At 38.9% G+C, this 20,197-nt stretch carries 17 protein-coding genes; 15 read left to right on the plus strand and 2 right to left on the minus strand.

All coding sequences use genetic code 11. The features are described 5' to 3' along the window. The first annotated feature begins 70 nt into the window (after positions 1-70). The 10 genes from norA to ACKVQX_RS08055 all read left to right on the plus strand — a co-directional run bounded on the left by norA (position 71) and on the right by ACKVQX_RS08055 (position 10,045). Positions 71-1,243, plus strand: coding sequence for a multidrug efflux MFS transporter NorA (gene norA / locus ACKVQX_RS08010; RefSeq protein ID WP_068453566.1), 1,173 nt, complete (start codon positions 71-73; stop codon positions 1,241-1,243). A gap of 176 nt (positions 1,244-1,419) precedes the next feature. Continuing rightward, a complete protein-coding gene (locus tag ACKVQX_RS08015) occupies positions 1,420-2,139 on the plus strand; it encodes a (Fe-S)-binding protein (protein WP_068453564.1) in 720 nt (239 codons plus the stop codon). A 12-nt stretch (positions 2,140-2,151) separates the two neighbouring features. Further along, positions 2,152-3,585 carry a LutB/LldF family L-lactate oxidation iron-sulfur protein gene (locus ACKVQX_RS08020; RefSeq protein WP_068453562.1) on the plus strand — a complete coding sequence of 478 codons (1,434 nt, stop codon included), beginning with the start codon at positions 2,152-2,154 and terminating at the stop codon, positions 3,583-3,585. Beyond that, on the plus strand, positions 3,586-4,305 hold the full coding sequence (locus ACKVQX_RS08025) for a lactate utilization protein C (RefSeq protein ID WP_068453560.1): 720 nt from the start codon (positions 3,586-3,588) through the stop codon (positions 4,303-4,305). It begins immediately after the preceding gene. 236 nt (positions 4,306-4,541) lie between these two features. Next, a complete protein-coding gene (locus ACKVQX_RS08030) occupies positions 4,542-4,820 on the plus strand; it encodes a CD3324 family protein (RefSeq protein WP_068453558.1) in 279 nt (92 codons plus the stop codon). 65 nt (positions 4,821-4,885) lie between these two features. After that, on the plus strand, positions 4,886-5,521 hold the full coding sequence (locus tag ACKVQX_RS08035; protein WP_068453556.1) for a FusB/FusC family EF-G-binding protein: 636 nt from the start codon (positions 4,886-4,888) through the stop codon (positions 5,519-5,521). Between the two features lie 69 nt (positions 5,522-5,590). Next, positions 5,591-6,130: a hypothetical protein gene (locus tag ACKVQX_RS08040; RefSeq protein WP_068453554.1), complete on the plus strand. Its 540-nt coding sequence runs from the start codon at positions 5,591-5,593 to the stop codon at positions 6,128-6,130. A gap of 141 nt (positions 6,131-6,271) precedes the next feature. Beyond that, on the plus strand, positions 6,272-6,664 hold the full coding sequence (locus ACKVQX_RS08045) for a thiol-disulfide oxidoreductase DCC family protein (RefSeq protein ID WP_068453553.1): 393 nt from the start codon (positions 6,272-6,274) through the stop codon (positions 6,662-6,664). A 144-nt stretch (positions 6,665-6,808) separates the two neighbouring features. Beyond that, positions 6,809-9,514: an aconitate hydratase AcnA gene (gene acnA, locus ACKVQX_RS08050; RefSeq protein WP_409136180.1), complete on the plus strand. Its 2,706-nt coding sequence runs from the start codon at positions 6,809-6,811 to the stop codon at positions 9,512-9,514. Between the two features lie 102 nt (positions 9,515-9,616). After that, the gene (locus ACKVQX_RS08055; RefSeq protein WP_068453549.1) at positions 9,617-10,045 is read left to right on the plus strand and encodes a thioesterase family protein; all 429 of its coding nucleotides are present in this window, start codon (positions 9,617-9,619) and stop codon (positions 10,043-10,045) included. A gap of 575 nt (positions 10,046-10,620) precedes the next feature. Here ACKVQX_RS08055 and ACKVQX_RS08060 read toward each other — a convergent pair. Beyond that, positions 10,621-10,911, minus strand: a complete 291-nt coding sequence (locus ACKVQX_RS08060) for a HesB/YadR/YfhF family protein (protein WP_068453547.1) — start codon at positions 10,909-10,911, stop codon at positions 10,621-10,623. A 23-nt stretch (positions 10,912-10,934) separates the two neighbouring features. Further along, positions 10,935-11,537, minus strand: coding sequence for a glycerol-3-phosphate 1-O-acyltransferase PlsY (gene plsY, locus ACKVQX_RS08065; RefSeq protein WP_068453545.1), 603 nt, complete (start codon positions 11,535-11,537; stop codon positions 10,935-10,937). Positions 11,538-11,890: 353 nt separating this feature from the next. Between plsY and parE the strand changes: the two genes are divergently transcribed. The 5 genes from parE (at position 11,891) to ACKVQX_RS08090 (ending at position 20,113) form a co-directional block, all read left to right on the plus strand. Beyond that, on the plus strand, positions 11,891-13,870 hold the full coding sequence (gene parE, locus ACKVQX_RS08070) for a DNA topoisomerase IV subunit B (RefSeq protein WP_068453543.1): 1,980 nt from the start codon (positions 11,891-11,893) through the stop codon (positions 13,868-13,870). Beyond that, positions 13,871-16,306 (plus strand): DNA topoisomerase IV subunit A, encoded by a 2,436-nt coding sequence (gene parC, locus ACKVQX_RS08075; protein ID WP_068453541.1) that lies wholly within the window; start codon positions 13,871-13,873, stop codon positions 16,304-16,306. A 112-nt stretch (positions 16,307-16,418) separates the two neighbouring features. After that, positions 16,419-17,009 carry a hypothetical protein gene (locus ACKVQX_RS08080; RefSeq protein WP_087680677.1) on the plus strand — a complete coding sequence of 197 codons (591 nt, stop codon included), beginning with the start codon at positions 16,419-16,421 and terminating at the stop codon, positions 17,007-17,009. 173 nt (positions 17,010-17,182) lie between these two features. Beyond that, positions 17,183-18,511 carry an APC family permease gene (locus ACKVQX_RS08085; RefSeq protein WP_409136181.1) on the plus strand — a complete coding sequence of 443 codons (1,329 nt, stop codon included), beginning with the start codon at positions 17,183-17,185 and terminating at the stop codon, positions 18,509-18,511. After that, a complete protein-coding gene (locus ACKVQX_RS08090; RefSeq protein ID WP_409136182.1) occupies positions 18,512-20,113 on the plus strand; it encodes an amidohydrolase in 1,602 nt (533 codons plus the stop codon). It begins immediately after the preceding gene. Positions 20,114-20,197: the final 84 nt, after the last annotated feature.

The following is a 20,197-nucleotide window of genomic DNA, read 5'->3' on the forward strand; positions in this document are numbered from 1 at the left end:
GCTTGACATTATAGTTACTGTAAGGTTTAAGTTTAGTAATAGAAATTGAACAGAATCGAGGTTATTCAACATGAAAAATAAGTTAACATTATTTATTTTACTTGGAAATCTGTTCATTGCTTTCTTAGGCATCGGTTTAGTTATTCCGATTTTGCCAACGATTATGAATGAGTTTGGTATTAGTGGAACAACGGTCGGTTATTTAACCGCCGCGTTTGCTTTATCGCAGTTAATCGTGTCACCTTTTGCGGGGAAAGCAGCGGACCGATTTGGTAGAAAAATTATGATTGTCCTTGGACTTTTCATTTTTGCCTTTTCTGAATTATTATTTGGACTAGGGAAAAGTGTGGAAGTTCTATTTATTTCGCGTATTTTAGGCGGTGTCAGTGGTGCATTCATCATGCCTGCTGTAACAGCTTTTATTGCCGACATCACATCAAATGAAGAACGACCTAAAGCACTTGGTTTTATGTCGGCAGCTATTAATTTAGGATTTATTATTGGACCTGGGGTAGGAGGGTTCTTAGCAGAAGTTGGTACACGCGTGCCTTTCTTTGCGGCAGCCATACTCGGCACAGTCGCGGCGATTTTATCACAAATTTTATTAAAAGAGCCTGAAAAGAAAGCAGCCATCGCAGATGCTGGAGAGCATGCGACACCGAAGAAGAAGGCAGGACTTGGTCGTCTATTGACACCACTCTACTTGTTACCATTCGTCTTGATTTTTACATCGTCATTTGGTTTAGCAGCCGTCGAATCATTCTTCAGCCTGTTCGTTGACCATAAATTTAATTTCACACCAAAAGATGTCGCGATTGCGATTATGGGTGGTGGAATTTTAGGAGCAATCTTCCAGTTACTGATTTTTGATCGTATGGTGAAGCAACTAGGGGAAATTAATGTCATTCGTCTTAGTTTAATCTATTCGGTCGTGTTCGTTTTAGCGATTGCACTAGCACCGAATTATTGGACAGTTATGATTGTCTGCTTCCTTGTATTTGTTGGTTTTGATTTAATTCGTCCAGCATTAACGACGTATTTATCAAAGATTGCAGGAGATGAACAAGGATTTGTTGGTGGTATGAACTCGATGTTCACATCATTAGCGAATGTGATGGGTCCGATTATTGGTGGTATGCTATTCGATCAAAATATGAACTATCCATATTATTTTGCAGCGATTCTACTATTAATTAGTTTTATCCTTGCACTATTTTGGAAACAGAAAAAAGCATTGTCATAAGTAGGAGGTGTCACTTTATAAAGTGATGCCTTTTTCTTTATTCTTTAAAAGGTTGAAACATATAATCTTTATTCCATTTAGTTATAGTGATTATTCCGTCTAGAAGGGTAGTATAATAAATAAAATAAGTTTTTAAATTTTCTAATTTCTTTGGATTCAATTGAGGGGGATGACCAATGAAAGTATCATTGTTCGCGACATGTCTTGTCGATACATTTCAAACCAATGTAGGGAAGGCAACTGTCGAATTATTAGAAAGACTCGGGTGTGAGATTGAGTTTCCGCGTTCGCAAGTGTGTTGCGGTCAACCAGCTTATAACTCAGGTTATGTTGAAAAAGCAAAAGAACCGATGCGTAAAATGATTGATACATTTTTAGATGCAGAAGTGATTGTTACACCATCTGGTTCATGTGCCACGATGTTTAAAGAATATCCACATGTTTTTAAAGACGATTCAGCTTATGCTGAAAAAGCACAAATCGTAGCGGATAAAACATATGAATTAACCGATTTTATTGTGAATGTTTTAAAAGTAGAAGATGTTGGCGCAACATTCAACCACAAAATCACATACCATCCATCATGTCATATGACACGTCTACTCGGTGTGAAAGACGCACCGTTTACATTATTAAATAATGTGAAGGGCTTAGAATTCATTCCATTACCATATAGCTATAATTGCTGTGGATTTGGCGGAACATTCTCAGTGAAAATGGGTAATATTTCAGAGCAAATGGTAGATGAAAAAGTCGATTCAGCGATTGAAACAGAGGCTGAATATTTAGTTGGTGCAGATGGCGGTTGTTTAATGAATATTGGCGGACGTATGCATCGTCGCGGCGAAAAAATTAAGACGATTCACATTGCTGAAATCTTAAATCAACAAGCATAAGGGGGGATTTTCATGGCGATTAAATATAATGACAATGCATTCAAAGATAATGTGAATACAAATTTAGAACGTGACTTCATGCGCGGTGCAGTTACATCAGCACAAAACCGTCTACATGGTGGACGTTTAAAAGCAGTAGACGAGCTAGGCGATTGGGAAGAGTGGCGTAAACATGGCGAAGAAATACGTCAACACGTTCTCGATAATCTCGACTACTACTTATATGAACTCTCTGAAAATGTTGAAAAAGCAGGAGGTCATGTCTTCTTTGCGCAAACACCAGAAGAAGCGAATGCTTACATCCAATCGGTTGTTCAAAAACAACAAGCAACACGCGTTTTAAAATCAAAGTCGATGGTAACAGAAGAGATTAGCCTGAATGAAGCATTAGAAGAAATAGGCTGTACCGTACTTGAAACAGATTTAGGGGAGTATATTTTACAATTAGATGATCACGATAAGCCATCTCATATTGTCGCACCATCTGTTCATAAAAATCGTTTCCAAATCAAAGAAGTATTCGTTAAAAAGCTCGGTTATCCAGAAGACGGTTCAGCTGATGCCAAAGATTTAGCACGATTCGTTCGTACAATTTTACGTGATGATTATATGCAAGCAGAAGTCGGCATTACAGGCTGTAATTTTGCGATTGCTGATTCAGGTTCCATCTCACTCGTTACAAATGAAGGGAACGCGGGACTTGTGACAACCATTCCAAAAACGCAAATTGCTGTTATGGGTATGGAGCGTATTGTACCGAGTTTAGAGGAGATGGAAGTACTCGTTAATATGCTGACACGTAGCGCAGTAGGGCAAAAATTAACATCATATGTGAATGTTATTACAGGTCCAAAACGTGCAGAAGATGTTGATGGTCCAGAAGAATTCCATTTAGTCATTTTAGATAATGGGCGTTCAGATATTTTAGCTGGCGAATTCAAGTCGGTTTTACAATGTATTCGCTGTGCAGCATGTGTTAATGTTTGTCCTGTGTATCGCCATATTGGAGGGCACTCGTATAACTCGATTTATTCGGGCCCAATTGGAGCTGTTTTAACACCACTTCTTGCGGGATATGATGATTTTAAAGAACTACCATATGCCTCATCTCTATGCGGTGCATGTACAGATGCTTGTCCTGTTAAAATTCCACTACATGAATTGCTACTTAAACATCGTCAAGTCATCGTCGAAAAAGAAGGACGCGCACCTGTTTCAGAAGGTCTTATGATGAAAGGCTTTAGTGTCGGTGCTTCAAATAGCACATTATTTAATGTAGGTACGAAAATTGCGGCAGCAGTGATGAAACCATTGTCAAAAGATCAAATGATTTCAAAAGGTGTCGGTCCACTGAAAGATTGGACGGATATTCGAGACTTCCCTGTTGTGGAACGTGAAAAGTTACGTGATTGGTTTGATAAGCGTGAAAAGAAAGGCGGAAAATAAATGATTCAAAATCGTGAGAAATTTTTAGAAAAGATTGCTACATCCTTAAACCGACCTTTTTCGCCTACACAAAAGCCTGTGCGTAATTGGCAACATAAGCCAGAAGAAAAAAAACTATCGCATTTATCCATTGATGAGCTGATGCCGGCATTTGTGGAACAATGTGGTCGTTTAAATAATACAAATGTTGTAGAAGTGTCATCAGGTGACGTGAAGAAGGCAGTCGATGAAGCTGTTAAACAACATGGCGGCGAATCCGTTGCTCTATGGAATGATGAACGCTTCCAAAAGCTCGGTTTAGACGAATTATATGAAAAACAGTGGGTAGAAGAAGGATTACGCGTACATGTATGGGATTCAGGTCTTAGTCGTACAGAAAACTTCGAGCGCACGAACGATTCGAATATTGGGATTGTGTTTGCTGAATATGCACTTGCTGAATCAGGAACGGTTGTTTTATATTCAGCAGAAGGACAAGGAAAGGCAGTTGGGTTATTACCGAACGCTTTTATTGCGATTGTTAAAAAGAGTACACTTCGCCCTCGTATTACACAGGCTGTACAAGAAATGGAACGTGAATTCGTGGAAGCGGGCAAAACATTACCTGCAGCTGTTGATTTCGTATCAGGTCCAAGTAACTCAGCTGATATCGAAATGGACTTAGTCGTAGGTGTACATGGTCCGATTTACGCAACGTACATTGTCGTATCAGATCAGTAAAAATTAAAAAATCTCTCTATTTTATAATGGAGGGATTTTTCTTTTTGCGTTACGATAATAAAGACGAAAAGGAGGTGCTTGTTAGATGATTTCTTCATCGATTATTTCAAAAACTCATGCAAAGCCTTTCTTAAAAGTGCGATTCTTTGCATGGGGTGAATAATTCCACATCGCAAGCTTTGTGTTTTTAATGAATGGTTTTGCCCTTAGAGATGACAATATAAGGAGCCAAAAGCATGAGTTATCAAAACGCAAAAGAAATTTTACCAGAGAAATTAATGAAAGAAATTCAACAATATGTACAAGGGCAAACACTCTATATTCCGAGAAAAGATGAGCCGAAGCGCTGGGGAGAAAAGAGTGGTAGCAGAAAAGCGTTATATGAACGAAATGAAGCTATTTGTAAAGCGTATGCGCAAGGTGCTACAAAGGAACAATTGGCGCAACAGTACTATCTATCGGTTGAAACGATTCGCAAAATTATTTATCAAAAAGGGAAAAAATCATTCAAATGATTTTACCCACTCGTCATTACGTTGGTTACGTTTTATACTTTGACTATAGAAATGAGGGAGTCAAAATGGAACCATTTATTCGACATGATCAAGTGATCTTCATTGAAAAACAGATGAAACAGATTATAGACGGTCAGCAAAAACATTTACCGAAAAGTGTAATGCGTGCATTGACGGAAGAAGCTCACTTTAAAATTGAAGCACAATTTATACAATTAACAGAAGAACAGCGCCAACTAATTGATTTTACACGTTATGAAAATAACGAGATGTACCTCGAACAAATCAAAGCGTGTGAACTTGATTTTCCCGTTGTGACACTTGCTGAACTAAAAAAATTACTACCAAAGTATAAGAAGTTAAAAGTGCCAGAAGAATTAGCGGCGAATACGAAGCGTAGTTATTTAGGTTTTGATGATGTACGTTCACATCAAAAAGTTATCGTGGCAGAAATAGCGGGTGAATTATGTGCGATTGCAGGACATTTTATCGATAAGCATCAAAAGAATATTTGTGCGTTTTGTGGATGTACGAATGAGGTGGTCTATTTCACAGCGAAGACCCACGCACGCGATCCGAAAAACCCCGACTATTATAAAACGATTAGTCATTTAATCTGTAAAGATAGTGAAGTATGTAATGCACATCTAACAGATTTGACGAAATTGCATGATTACATGGAAGAAGTTTTAAAAAAATAAGCCACTTTTAATTTCCAAACGGTGTATAATATAGTGTGATTCGTAAGTTAATGGAGGATGTAATAGAAGATGTTGAAAATTACTTTTGGCAAAACACGCTATAATGCGGATAAGTTAATATTAAATGAAGCGGATAACATACTTGAGCTTGGAAATGGTTATCGCATGAAAAATTTAGCTCCGAATGTTAAATTAGCTGACTTTTTAGATTATATTAACCACCAATACATGCTAGGTGATAATATTATCAATGCAGAAATTTGGTTTTTACGTAATGGTGGTAGTGAAACACAACCGAATTATATGGTGGAAAAAATCGTAGCAGATGACCAAGAAGAGGAAGAAGATTTTCGTCGTAGCATTTTAGTTGATGACGATGGCATGCATCACTATGGGTTTAAAATCATTCATGTTCATGGAGATACGATTTTATTTGAAACACCGCGCGCCTTAATTCAAGTCTATGTACAAGGACAACTGATTCCATTTACAGCGACAGCATTAGAAAAGAGTTTAGCAGCTTTTGAAAAGATTACACTGCATACGATTGCTACATGCGTAAATCATTCAACAGCAAACATATCGAGCGAGACATTCTTGCGCTCATAATACTTAAAATAGAAGAAAATGAAATCTCAGCAATGAGGTTTCTTTTTTATATGGATAAAAATTGACAACAGCATATAAAGAATTCCATAATAAGAATAGTGAGGCAAATCTGTCTCCAACCAGAAAAGAGGCTTTGATATAATGAATCAACCCATTCTTTTTTACGACGGAACCTGTGGTTTTTGTCAGTGGTCGGTACAGCTCGTTTTAGAACATGAAAAACTACCTACCTTTTATTTTGCTTCCTTGCAAAGCGATTTCGCTAAAAAACATTTGCCAGAAGCGCTGACAAAAGATTTAAATTCAGTGGTTGTTTTAGACAATCAACGCATTTTTACACAATCAGATGCTGTGATTAAAGTAGCGTCAACACTTTCTTTTCCTTATTCTTTGGCGAAAATAGGGCAATTTATACCGAAAAGTGTCCGCAATACACTTTATCAACTTGTTGCACAAAATAGACAAAAATTATCACCAGTAAGCAAAAAATGTCGAATCCTAACAAAAGAGGAACGAATGCGCTTTATTGAATAATAAGGTCATAACTTTTGCTTATCATAAAGTATAATTTTAATGTTATTTACTTATGTGCAGGCATCTTATATCATTGGTGTTGGAGAAAAGTGGCTCATGAAAAAGCCTTTTTATATTAGTTAAATTAGAGGGGGAACCGAACAAATGGCAAACACTAACTTGCATAACAGTCGCTCTTCATTCGAAGTAAACGGCAAGACTTACAACTTCTACCGTTTAGGTGCAATTGAAGAAGCTGGCGTAGCAAACATCAAACGCCTTCCTTATTCAATCAGAATTTTATTAGAATCAGTTTTACGTCAATATGACGGATACGTAATCAAAGAAGATCACGTAGATAACTTAGCAAAATGGGGTAAAGGATCAGATGCAAACGCTGAAGTACCTTTCAAACCATCTCGCGTAGTATTACAAGATTTCACTGGTGTACCAGTAGTAGTTGACTTAACTTCTCTACGTACAGCAATGAACGACATGGGTGGCGACGGTAACGAAATCAACCCAGCAATCCCAGTTGACCTTGTAATTGACCACTCAGTACAAGTAGACAAATACGGTAATGCTCAAGCATTACAAGCGAACATGGATCTAGAATTCGAACGTAACGCAGAACGTTACAACTTCCTAAAATGGGCTCAAACTGCATACGATAACTTCCGTGCTGTACCACCAGCAACAGGTATCGTACACCAAGTTAACTTAGAGTACTTAGCACCAGTTGTACACGTGAACAAGAACGAAGACGGTTCATTCGAAGCATTCCCAGATTCAGTAGTAGGTACTGACTCTCATACTACAATGATCAACGGTATCGGCGTACTTGGATGGGGCGTTGGTGGTATCGAAGCAGAAGCAGGTATGCTTGGACAACCTTCTTACTTCCCAATTCCTGAAGTTATCGGTGTAAAACTTACTGGTACACTTCCATCAGGTACAACAGCTACAGACTTAGCGCTTAAAGTAACGCAAGAGTTACGTAAAAAAGGCGTTGTTGGTAAATTCGTTGAGTTCTTCGGACCTGGCGTACCAGCACTTCCATTAGCTGACCGTGCTACAATTTCAAACATGGCTCCTGAATACGGTGCTACTTGTGGTTTCTTCGCAATTGATGAAGAATCTCTTAACTACATGCGCTTAACAGGCCGTGAAGAAGAGCACATTTCAGTAGTTGAAGCTTACTTAAAAGCGAACGATATGTTCTTCGATGCAAACTTAGAGCCAGATTACACTGACGTAGTGGAAATCGATCTTGCACAAATTGAACCAAACCTTTCTGGTCCAAAACGTCCACAAGATTTAATTCCATTAACTGAAATGAAATCTCGTTACCATGAAGCAGTAGTTGCTCCATCTGGCGTACAAGGCTTCGGTTTAACTGAAGATGAGTTCTCTAAAACAGCAGCAGCTAAATTTGCTGAAGGCGATGTAGAAATTCCAGCAGGCGCTGTAGGAATCGCTGCAATCACTTCATGTACAAATACATCTAACCCATACGTTTTAATCGCTGCAGGTCTTGTTGCGAAAAAAGCGGTTGAAAAAGGCTTAACTGTTCCTAAATGGGTTAAAACTTCTTTAGCACCAGGTTCAAAAGTTGTAACTGGTTACTTAGAAGATTCAGGTTTACAATCATACCTTGACCAAATCGGTTTCAACACTGTAGGTTACGGTTGTACAACATGTATCGGTAACTCAGGTCCTTTACTTCCAGAAATCGAAGAAGCGATCCAATCAAACGATTTATTCGTAACTTCTGTACTTTCTGGTAACCGTAACTTCGAAGGCCGTGTTCACCCACTTGTAAAAGCGAACTACTTAGCATCACCACCACTTGTTGTTGCTTACGCATTAGCAGGTACTGTAGATGTTGACCTTCGTAAAGATTCATTCGGTAAAGATAAAGATGGCAACGACGTATTCTTCGATGACATCTGGCCATCAACTGATGAAATCAACGATGTATTATCTAAAGTTGTTACACGTGAATTATTCCAAAAAGAATATGAAACTGTATTCAATGCAAATGAAACTTGGAATGCAATTGAAACTTCTACATCAACTCTTTACACATTTGATGAGAAATCAACTTACATCCAAAACCCACCATTCTTCCAAAACTTATCAGCTTCTCCAGAGGATATCTCTGCTCTTGAAGGTTTACGCGTTTTAGCTAAGTTTGGTGACTCAATCACAACTGACCACATTTCACCAGCAGGTGCAATTGGTAAAGAAACACCAGCAGGTCAATACTTACGTGCAAACGGTGTAGAACCTCGTAACTTCAACTCTTACGGTTCTCGTCGTGGTAACCACGAAGTAATGATGCGTGGTACATTCGCTAACATCCGTATCCGTAACCAAATCGCTCCAGGTACAGAAGGTGGTTTCACTACTTACTGGCCAACAGGTGAAGTTGAGTACATTTACGATGCAGCAATGAAATATGCTGAAAACAACACTGGCTTAGTAGTATTAGCTGGTAAAGATTACGGTATGGGTTCTTCACGTGACTGGGCAGCTAAAGGTACAAACCTTTTAGGTGTTAAAACAGTTATCGCTGAATCATACGAACGTATTCACCGTTCTAACCTAGTTATGATGGGTGTTCTTCCGCTTCAATTCGCTCCAGGCGAATCAGCTGAAACACTTGGCTTAACTGGTGAAGAAATCTTCTCAGTAAATATCGCTGAAGGTGTAAAACCAAAAGATATGTTAACTGTAACTGCTACTGCAGCTGACGGTACTGTGAAAGAATTCCAAGCTCTAGCTCGCTTCGATTCAGAAGTTGAAGTAGATTACTACCGTAACGGTGGTATCCTACAAATGGTATTACGTAACAAACTTGCAAAATAATGTTGCGTAACCGAGAAAAGATCTACCTTAACGGGTAGGTCTTTTTTTATGCCGACAACGTAACCATTTTTTTGATATACTATTACATGAGGTGAAGAAAGCATGTATATAAGTGAAAAAGAGATTGAAATTCGTTACGCAGAAACGGATCAAATGGGTGTTGTCTACCACGCAAACTATGTCATCTGGCTAGAGATGGGCAGAACACAGCTAATTAAGGACCTAGGCTTCTCTGTAACAGAGTTAGAGGACGCAGGCTATGTTTCACCTGTTATGAACGTAAACATTTCCTACAAGGCTGCACTGCGCTATGGTAAGCCTGCTAAAATTCGCACATGGGTAAAAACACAGGACCGTTTACGTACAGTCTACGGTTACGAGATACTCCATGAAGATGGAACAGTTGCTGCAACAGCAACAACAGAACATATCGTTGTTAAAAAAGACTCTTTCCGCCCAATTTCTATGATGAAAATCGACAAAGCATGGTACGAACGCTACTTAGAAATCGCAGAAGAAAAACCAGAATGAACGCATTCTGGTTTTTTTATATGAAGTAGTAGGGTGAGTGACCCGAATCAAGCAGCGAGTGACCCGTTTTCGCCCTCGAATGTCCCGTTTGGACGAGTGAATGTCCCGAACCAAGTAGCGAATGACCTGTTCACTTCGACGAATGACCCAAAATGCGGGTCGAATGTTCGAATTCACACTATACTAGTCGATTGAAGTCCTTTTGATTACTCAAAAGCCTTGAAGAAAGTACAAAAAGGGAGCAATTTAGTCTTTTGGGTGAGTGACCCATTTTCGCCCTCGAATGTCCCGTTTGGACGAGTGAATGTCCCGAACCGAGCAGCGAGTGACCCAACAGCTTCATCGAATCTCCCAAAATGCGGGTCGAATGTTCGAATTCACACCAGCCTAGTCAAATCAAGTTCTATTGAATTACTCAAAAGTCTTGAAGAAAGTACAAAAAGGGAGCAATTTAGTCTTTCGGGCGAGTGACCCATTTTCGCCCTCGAATGTCCCGAACCGAGCAGCGAATGCCCCATTTCCGCCCCCGAATGTCCCAATCCCAAACAAAAAAGAATGGGTATGCACCCATTCTTCTAGTCAACATATTCGTATAATAGTTCGTCTAAGTCATTGTCGACTTTTACTTTAAAATCATGTCCGTCAAAGAACCAGAGATCATCTGTTTCGATGAAGAAGCGGTAACCGCCTTGTTCAGTGACAACAGCAGCGTCAATCGGTGTATCTGTATTCATGCCGATGGAATAACCTTCATGGAAGGGATTTGAGCCACCATAGCGAGCAAAGAAGCGAATATGTGCGCCTGGCTCTAAGTCCATCTCTTTTTGAAACCACTTGATTGCTTCATCTGTAATCAAAATTTCCATATACATGCACACTCCTTTTGATTTTAAATCCACGTTACTTTAGGTTCTGTACCCTCTTTGATACGTTTTATGTTTGCGCGATGACGATAAATAACGAATGTTGCAAGAGCTGTGACAACAGCGAATAGTAAATATTCTTGGTCGAGTACAGCATACGTTAATCCATAAATGAATGCAACGACTGCGGCGAACATCGAAGCAAGACTCACCATTTTAAATGCTTTTAAACAAAGTAAGAAAGCAATTAATAAAATGACGAAGATGGGCCAGTGATAACCAAGTAGCACACCCGCAGATGTTGCGACAGCTTTACCTCCGCGGAATTTCGCGAAGATTGGGAACATATGACCGACAACAGCGATGACACCAGCTACAAGCGGATGAACATGACTGTTTGAAAGAATCGCAAACGTGGGTAATAACGTAGCGAGCGTTCCTTTTAAGATATCCATGACTGTGACAACAGCACCGGCTTTTTTACCGAGTACGCGAAATGTGTTTGTAGCACCTAGATTCCCACTACCATGTTGTCGAATGTCCGTTTTATAGAACAGTTGACCAATCCATAGACCAGATGGGATGGAGCCAATTAAATAGGCTAGAATAATGACGATTGCGGTATTCATATCTGAATGCTCCTTCTTTTTCTCTTAGTTACAGGTACTAATATATTGTCATAATATTTTATCATGCTTACGCTTTTGGAACAATAAGACAATGTAGGTGTTTTCAGTTTATGCTGAAATCGTTTATTTCGCAATAAAAATACAGTAACTGTTTGCCACAAAGCAAAATTTACTCTTATAATAAGAAGGCTATGTAAAAAAACGTTGAACAGTAGCTAGCTATATTTGTAAATTCAATGATTTAGTGTATAATCAAGCCTGATATATAGCCTGTATGCTGTTGACAGAAACGCTAAGTTCATACTAGACTTAAATAAAGCGAAACAGATGTTCGTGTTAGGAGAGGATTTTTTTTGACGAAAAATAATACACTATCGTCTTATAATGAAGATGATATTCAAGTACTTGAAGGTCTTGAAGCAGTAAGAAAAAGACCAGGGATGTACATAGGGTCGACGGATAGTAGAGGTTTACATCATCTCGTTTACGAAATCGTCGATAACGCAGTTGATGAAGCGCTAGCAGGCTTCGGTAACCACATTATCGTCACACTACATGAAGATCAATCCATCAGCGTACGCGACTTCGGTCGAGGTATGCCTACAGGTATGCACAAAACAGGGAAGCCTACACCAGAGGTTATCTTTACTGTACTTCATGCAGGTGGTAAATTCGGTCAAGGTGGCTACAAAACTTCAGGAGGACTACATGGTGTAGGTTCATCCGTTGTAAACGCGCTGTCGTCGTTTTTAGAAGTAACAATTTACCGAGAAGGTACTAAGTATCAAATGCGTTTTGAAAACGGTGGAACGCCTGTCACGACGCTAGAACAGCTAGGCAAAACGAAAGAGACAGGAACACTGGTTCATTTTAAGCCGGATCCAACGATTTTCTCCGTTACAAAATATAATTTCGATACATTAGCAGAACGATTACGTGAATCGGCTTTCTTATTAAAAGGGTTAAAAATCGAATTAATTGATGAAAATACAGAAAAACATGAAGTGTATCATTATGAGAACGGGATTGAAGCATTCGTAGCCTATTTAAATGATGAAAAAGATGTGCTACACCCAGTCAAATATGTAGAAGGTACACAAGACCAAATTGAAGTGGAGTTTGCGTTCCAATACAATGACGGTTATTCAGAAACCATTCTATCTTTCGTAAATAATGTGCGTACACGTGATGGTGGTACACACGAAACAGGTGCGAAAGCTGCTTTAACGCGCGCTTTTAACGAATATGCACGTAAAGTAGGCTTATTAAAAGAAAAAGATAAGAACCTAGAAGGCTCGGATATTCGTGAAGGACTAGCTGCGATTGTTTCCGTTCGAATCCCAGAAGGCTTACTACAGTTTGAAGGACAAACAAAAGGAAAACTAGGTACAAGCGAAGCGCGTAGTGCAGTTGATCAAGTCGTCTCGACACAATTAATGTACATGCTAGAAGAAAATGCAGAGCTTAGTACATCGCTTGTGCGTAAAGCGATTCGCGCACAACAAGTACGTGAAGCAGCACGTAAGGCGAGAGAAGATGCACGTAATGGCAAAAAGAATAAAAAGCAATCGACGCTATTATCAGGTAAGTTAACGCCAGCACAATCAAAAAATGCGGCGAAAAATGAACTGTATTTAGTCGAAGGAGATTCAGCGGGTGGCTCAGCAAAACAAGGGCGCGACCGCTCATTCCAAGCGATTTTGCCACTTCGCGGTAAAGTCATTAATACTGAAAAAGCAAAATTACAAGACATTATGAAGAACGAAGAAATTGCGACGATCATTCATGCAGTTGGTGCGGGTGTTGGTGCAGACTTTAATGTAGAAGATGCAGCGTATGATAAAGTCATCATTATGACCGATGCCGATACAGATGGTGCGCACATCCAAGTATTATTATTAACATTCTTCTTCCGTTACATGCGACCACTTGTGGAAGCAGGGAAGGTCTATATCGCTCTACCACCGCTTTATAAAGTATCTAAAGGTACAGGACGTAAAGAAGTCATTGAATATGCATGGACAGAACGTGAATTAAATCAAGCAATTCAAAAAGTCGGAAAAGGCTATGTTTTACAACGCTATAAAGGTCTTGGTGAGATGAATGCTGACCAGTTATGGGATACGACGATGAATCCTGAAACACGTACATTAATTCGTGTGAAAATTAACGATTTAGAACGTGCAGAGCGCGGTGTTGCGACATTAATGGGCGATAAAGTAGAGCCACGTCGTAATTGGATTGAAACACATGTTGACTTCGGATTAGAAGAAGATGACAACATTTTAGAAAGTGAATTTATCGAGAAAAATGAAGAGCAGGGGGATCTGTAAATGACAGAGAAAGAGCAATTTCAAGATCTGCCTTTAGAAGAGGTTATTGGTGACCGATTTGGTCGTTATAGTAAATATATTATTCAAGATCGTGCATTACCAGATGCTCGTGACGGATTGAAGCCTGTACAACGTCGTATTTTATATGCGATGTTTATGGATCATAATACGCATGATAAACCATTCCGTAAATCTGCTAAAACAGTAGGGAATGTAATTGCGAATTATCACCCACATGGCGATAGTTCTGTTTATGAAGCGATGGTTCGTCTATCACAAGATTGGAAATCACGTCATCCACTCGTTGAGATGCACGGGAATAACGGTTCGTTAGACGGGGACTCACCTGCTGCGATGCGTTATACAGAAGCACGTTTATCAAGTATTGCAGGTGAAATGTTGCGCGATCTTCAAAAAGAGACGGTTGATTTCATTCCAAACTTTGATGACCAAGATATGGAGCCAACTGTATTACCAGCGCGCTTCCCAAACTTATTAGTAAACGGTTCGACAGGGATTTCGGCAGGTTATGCGACAGATATTCCACCGCATGCACTGCATGAAGTGATTGATGCAGTACTCATGCGATTGAAAAATCAAAATGCCACAGTAGATGAACTGATGAAAGTTATTTCAGGTCCTGACTTTCCAACAGGTGGGATTATTCAAGGTGTGGCAGGGATTAAAAAAGCGTATGAAACAGGTCGTGGTAAAATTGTTGTACGTGCCAAAACACGCATTGAAACATTAAAAGGTTCAAAAGAGCAAATTGTCGTTGATGAAATTCCATACGACGTAAATAAAGCCAATCTTGTGAAAAAAATAGATGAGTTACGTGTCGATAAGCGCTTAGAAGGTATTGCAGAAGTACGTGATGAATCGGATCGTCAAGGTTTGCGAATCGTTATCGAGATGCGTCGTGACATTCCAGCAGAACCGATTTTACAATATCTCTTTAAAAATACGGATTTACAAGTAGCTTATAACTTTAACATGATTGCAATTCATGACCGTCGTCCAACGATGATGACATTACCGATGATGTTAGATGCGTATATCAAGCACCAAAAAGAGATTATTACGAAACGTAGCCAATTCGATTTACGAAAAGCACACGCGCGTCTACATATTGTAGAAGGTCTGATGAAGGCACTATCGATTTTAGACGAAGTTATTCAAGCGATTCGTGCATCAAAAGATAAAAAAGATGCAAAAAATAATTTAGAGACGAAATTCGACTTTACAGAAGTACAAGCAGAAGCAATTGTATCGCTGCAACTGTATCGTTTAACGAATACCGATATTACGGAATTACGTGAAGAAGAAGCGACATTGAATGCGACCATTGCGGAATTAGAAGGCATTTTACAAGATGAAAAAACACTTGTGGCTGTCTTGAAAAAAGAATTACTTGATATTCGTAAACGTTTTAAAGAAGATCGTCGTTCACTTATTCAAGAAGAAATTGCAGAGATTAAACTGAACATGGATGTATTAATTCCATCAGAAGATGTCATCGTTTCGGTGACGAAAGATGGCTATGTGAAGCGTACGAGTCTACGTTCATATAAATCTTCAAATGGCGAAGGTTTTGCGATGAAGGAATCGGATGAAATTGTCTTTAAACAACAATTGAATACGCAACAACATGTGCTTCTTTTCACAAACAAAGGACATTATATTTTCCAACCGATTCACGAGTTACCAGATATTCGTTGGAAAGACTTAGGGCAACATATTTCAAGCTTGGTCAATGTGACAGATGCAGAAGAACGCATTATCCGAGTAGTGGGCGTCGAAGATTTCGAAGCACCATTATATGTTGTGACGGTTTCAAAATATGGTCAAATTAAGCGAACACTTTTAAAAGAGTACTTTGTCACACGTTATAATAAGCCATTCAAAGCAGTAAATCTGAAAAAAGATGATGAATTACAATTTGCAGATGTCGTAGCAGAGGACCAAGATGTCATCTTAACAACGTATATGAGTTTTGCCGTACGCTTCCCACTAGAGGAAGTACCACCAACAAGTGTACGAACAGCAGGTATTAAAGCAATTAATCTAAAAGACGATGATTATATTGCCGCAACAACGATTGTATCGCCAGAAGATGCAGGCGATGTTCTCATCATTACAACACGCGGTTCAGTGAAGAAGATGTCGATTAAGGAATACGAACCGACAGGACGTGCAAAACGCGGTCTTCAAACATTGCGCGAACTAAAAACAAATCCACATCGTATTGAAGCAGTTCTACGTGTCGCACGTGGTACAACGGTAGAAATTGCGACGGAAAAAGAGATTGTCGAAGTCATCTCAACCGATCAATATCGCCATGCGGATCGTCTATCAAACGGTTCACCCGCAGTGAATACCGCAACAGACGGTGCGATTGTGCGTATTACAGTACAACCACCTGAAGAAGCAGAATAGAAATCAAAAGGAACCGTAGAATAAATTACGGTTCCTTTTTTGTCGATTATGTGAAGAAGTATGTCGTTCATTTAAAAGCGTAGTATACTGAACAAATAGAGGAGTGGAGTTTATGAATAGAATAGAGCAAGCGATGCAAGCGAAAAAGAAAAAGCAATTTGATGAGGCATTACAGTATTATCAACTCCATCAGCGAGAACAGGGCATTAGTGCAGGGCTATTACATTCGATTGCGAAAATTTATTATTTAAAAGGTGACGGAGAGATTGCACTTCGTTTTCATTTGGCAGCGACACACTTAACGCTACATATGGATCAAATCTTATTACAAAATGAAGATGAACAAGCGCTACAAGCATTAAAACGTTTACCAAGTGAAGTTCGTAAAACATTGCCACATGATGTTGCAGGCATGTTATATATACATCTAAATGCAATCAATCATATCGCACATAGTTTACTAGATCGTCCTGCTACATGGCAGGAGAAGCCAGAGCTACAGCCGATTGCCAAGTTATATGCTGCGCGTGTATTAGGCGATGGTTCAGAGCATACACTATATGAACAATACAATCAAACACCTGAAAGTATGCAACAAGTCGAACAGAAGTATTACTTACCTGCTGGCTTCCAATATGCCTTCCAACAAATTAAGTGGCAGTCACTTGGAAATACAGATGTGAGAGCGTTATATTTCACATAATGAAAACATCGTAACGGAGTAATCGGTTACGATGTTTTTTTATTTACACTATGCATATAACTTTAAATTCTCGTATTGGTTCTTATTTTCTCTAAAATGTGGTTCTTTTCTTATTTATGTATTTCATCCATAATATGTCTACAAGAAAATAAGATGAAATGGAGTTGAACGTGATGCAAGAAGTTTCACTAAAAAGACAATTAACAGGTTTTGAACTAGTCATTTTCGGCTTATCTTTAATGGCTCCTGTAACCGTATTCACAACATATGGAATTGCGGCAGATGTAACAGGAGGGCGTGTTCCATTCGCTTATCTGTTTGCAGCAATTGCCTTATCTTTTACAGCCTTAAGTTATGCTCAAATGGTAAAAGCTTTTCCCATTTCAGGTTCTGCTTATACGTATGTACAAAAAGCCTTTAACTCAAAGGCTGGTTTCTTAGTCGGTTGGGCATTATTAACTGATTATATGTTACTTCCGATGGTCAATTATTTGATTGCAAGCATCTTTTTATCCTCTGTTTTTCCTTCTATTCCAGCGATGGTGTGGATTTTGATTCTTGTCGTGTGTAATACATTCATTAATATTCGTGGAACGAAAATGGCGTCTTGGGTGAATAGTTTATTACTTGCATATGCCTTCATCGTGGTCATTCTTTTTACAATTTTCAGTATTCGTTTCCTTCAAAATGATGGTGAGAGCTTATGGAGTACGATGCCTTTTGTTAATTCAGGTTTTGATCTGGGCTTACTAATGGCAGGTGCATCACTTCTTTGTTTTTCTTATTTAGGTTTCGATTCTGTAACAACATTAGCGGAAGAAGTTGTCAATCCAAAAAAGACGATTCCACGTGCGATCTTTGCGATTGTGTTAATTGGAACAGCTGTATTTATCGTCGTATCCTATTTTGCGGCACGCGTTCAACCTAATTATCAGAATTTTTCAAACTTAGATGCGTCAGGTATGGAATTGGTAGCGATGGTAGGGGGCAATTTATTCGTATCCCTCTTTTTAGCGGGTATGCTTATTGGCTGTTTTGCATCAGGTCTTGCGGCGCAATCTAGCGCATCACGTGTTCTATATGCGATGGGGCGTGATGGTATGTTACCAGCCATTTTTAGTAAATTACATGCAAAATATCAAACACCAGTCTTTAATTTAGTACTAGTTGGATTGATTTCTTTATTGTCGATTGTTATGACATTAACAATGGCGACAGCTTTTATTAACTTTGGAGCCATGATTGCATTTTTATTCGTGAATTTATCCGTCATCGGATTCTATTATGTAAAGCAGAAAAAACGGGATGTGAAAGGTACAATTCTTTATTTAATTCTCCCATCTTGTGGTGCATTATTTGTACTGTATCTCATCATCAGTCTCAACGTGTACTCATTAATTCTAGGGATTACATGGGGAGCAATTGGTGTATGTTATTTAATTTATCTTGTGAAAGTAAAAGGAATGAAAAAATTAGATTTATCCTTTGAGGAGGCATCATAAATGAAAAAAGTCATCATTAGTCAAAATGTATTTACAGGTTTGCAAGATCAACCAGAACCAGCAGCCATTTTAATTGACGGCGCGAAAATTCAAGCTGTCGCACCCACATTAAAAGATTTAGCATTGACGGGAGAAGAAGAAGTACTCGATTTCGGTGAACAATTAATTACACCTGGGCTACATGATTTTCACCTGCATCTATTCACAGGTGCACTACAGATGATTAGTGTCCCCTTACATGATACAAATTCAGCAGAAGAAGTCATTGAAAAAGTGAAAGCGTATGCAAAAAATCATACGAAGAAGTGGATTATTGGATTTGGGTGGGATAACGGGAGTTGGGTAGAAGATCAATTACCAACAAAAGAGATGCTTGATTTACATTTTCCAGATCAACCAATTTTGTTGAATCATTTAGAATGTCATTATTGCTGGGTGAATAGCGCAGCTTTACGTGAAGCAAGGATTACAAACGATACACCGAATCCAAGTTTTGGTGAAATTTTGCGTGATGAACAAGGAGAAGCAACAGGGATTTTAGTTGAAAAAGCACAAGATGCAGTCCAACAATTGGCGTATGATTTTAAAGATGATGAAAAAATAGCAATGCTTCAAACTTTCTTTCAAGAAGCAGCCCGTTTAGGTGTAACATCGATGAATGATATGTATGCACCATTTTCTGAGTACCTCGATGATTTTTCGTTACTTTATAAGCTAGAAGAAATGAATGAATTAACAGCACGCGTCTTTTTACAACCAAGAATGGACGGTAATTTAACGCGTGCGCATCAATTTAGAGCAGATTATCAACATCCGAAAATTAAAATGAATGGTTTAAAGCAATTTGTGGATGGTGTTATTACGGGGCATACAGCGTACATGGTAGAACCATATGCCGATCAGCCACATGTAGGAACAACAACTTATCCATTAGAAGAAATGAAGAAGTGGATTGTAGAAGCAGATGCACAAAGGTTCAGTGTTCGTTTGCATGCGATTGGTGACGGAGCAGTAAGATTTTCATTAGATGCTTTTGAAGAAGCGCGTCGTATGAATGGACATATGGGAACCCGCCATACAATCGAACATATTGAATGTATTCAACAAGAGGATATTCCGCGTTTTAAAGAATTAGATGTGATTGCGTCTGTGCAACCTTATCATATTGCAGCATTAGAACAACAAGTCTATGTGGATCGTTTGGGTGAAGATCGATTTAAACAAACCTACTACTCAAAAACATTATTAGAAGCGGGGGCATTACTTGCTTATGGAAGTGATTTTCCTGTTGTAAGTATGGAGCCAATGCGCGAAATCTATCATGCTGTAACGCGAATGGACCGGACGAATCAAAAAACATGGGGAACAGGCGAACAGACGACGATGGCAGAGACATTGCGTGCTTATACACAAGCGCCTGCTTATGGATCGTTTAGTGAAGATGTATTAGGAACGATTGAAGTAGGTAAGTATGCAGATTTAGTCGTTTTTGAACAAAATTTATTTACAATTGAGCCAAGTGATATTTTACACAATGAAGTTGTCTTCACCATGGTAGATGGTCAAGTGATATTTGAGAAACAAGCAGCACGTACATTGTAAAAGTCATTATATTTTCAGAAAATAAAGACTTATCGTATAATAAGCTATGGGTATTACCTTCAAATTTGTTTATTTTTAGTTGTA

The sequence above is a fragment of the Kurthia sp. ISK08 genome, from assembly GCF_046159805.1.
In the GTDB taxonomy this organism is placed as follows: domain Bacteria; phylum Bacillota; class Bacilli; order Bacillales_A; family Planococcaceae; genus Kurthia; species Kurthia gibsonii.

Coding starts and splice junctions, on each gene's coding strand:
- ACKVQX_RS08025 (WP_068453560.1), top strand. CDS start 3,586: ATGATTCAAAATCGTGAGAAATTTTTAGAAAAGATTGCTACATCCTTA.
- ACKVQX_RS08030 (WP_068453558.1), top strand. CDS start 4,542: ATGAGTTATCAAAACGCAAAAGAAATTTTACCAGAGAAATTAATGAAA.
- ACKVQX_RS08015 (WP_068453564.1), top strand. CDS start 1,420: ATGAAAGTATCATTGTTCGCGACATGTCTTGTCGATACATTTCAAACC.
- parC (WP_068453541.1), top strand. CDS start 13,871: ATGACAGAGAAAGAGCAATTTCAAGATCTGCCTTTAGAAGAGGTTATT.
- ACKVQX_RS08035 (WP_068453556.1), top strand. CDS start 4,886: ATGGAACCATTTATTCGACATGATCAAGTGATCTTCATTGAAAAACAG.
- ACKVQX_RS08055 (WP_068453549.1), top strand. CDS start 9,617: ATGTATATAAGTGAAAAAGAGATTGAAATTCGTTACGCAGAAACGGAT.
- ACKVQX_RS08040 (WP_068453554.1), top strand. CDS start 5,591: ATGTTGAAAATTACTTTTGGCAAAACACGCTATAATGCGGATAAGTTA.
- ACKVQX_RS08085 (WP_409136181.1), top strand. CDS start 17,183: ATGCAAGAAGTTTCACTAAAAAGACAATTAACAGGTTTTGAACTAGTC.
- acnA (WP_409136180.1), top strand. CDS start 6,809: ATGGCAAACACTAACTTGCATAACAGTCGCTCTTCATTCGAAGTAAAC.
- plsY (WP_068453545.1), bottom strand. CDS start 11,537: ATGAATACCGCAATCGTCATTATTCTAGCCTATTTAATTGGCTCCATC.
- ACKVQX_RS08060 (WP_068453547.1), bottom strand. CDS start 10,911: ATGGAAATTTTGATTACAGATGAAGCAATCAAGTGGTTTCAAAAAGAG.
- ACKVQX_RS08045 (WP_068453553.1), top strand. CDS start 6,272: ATGAATCAACCCATTCTTTTTTACGACGGAACCTGTGGTTTTTGTCAG.
- ACKVQX_RS08090 (WP_409136182.1), top strand. CDS start 18,512: ATGAAAAAAGTCATCATTAGTCAAAATGTATTTACAGGTTTGCAAGAT.
- ACKVQX_RS08020 (WP_068453562.1), top strand. CDS start 2,152: ATGGCGATTAAATATAATGACAATGCATTCAAAGATAATGTGAATACA.
- norA (WP_068453566.1), top strand. CDS start 71: ATGAAAAATAAGTTAACATTATTTATTTTACTTGGAAATCTGTTCATT.
- ACKVQX_RS08080 (WP_087680677.1), top strand. CDS start 16,419: ATGAATAGAATAGAGCAAGCGATGCAAGCGAAAAAGAAAAAGCAATTT.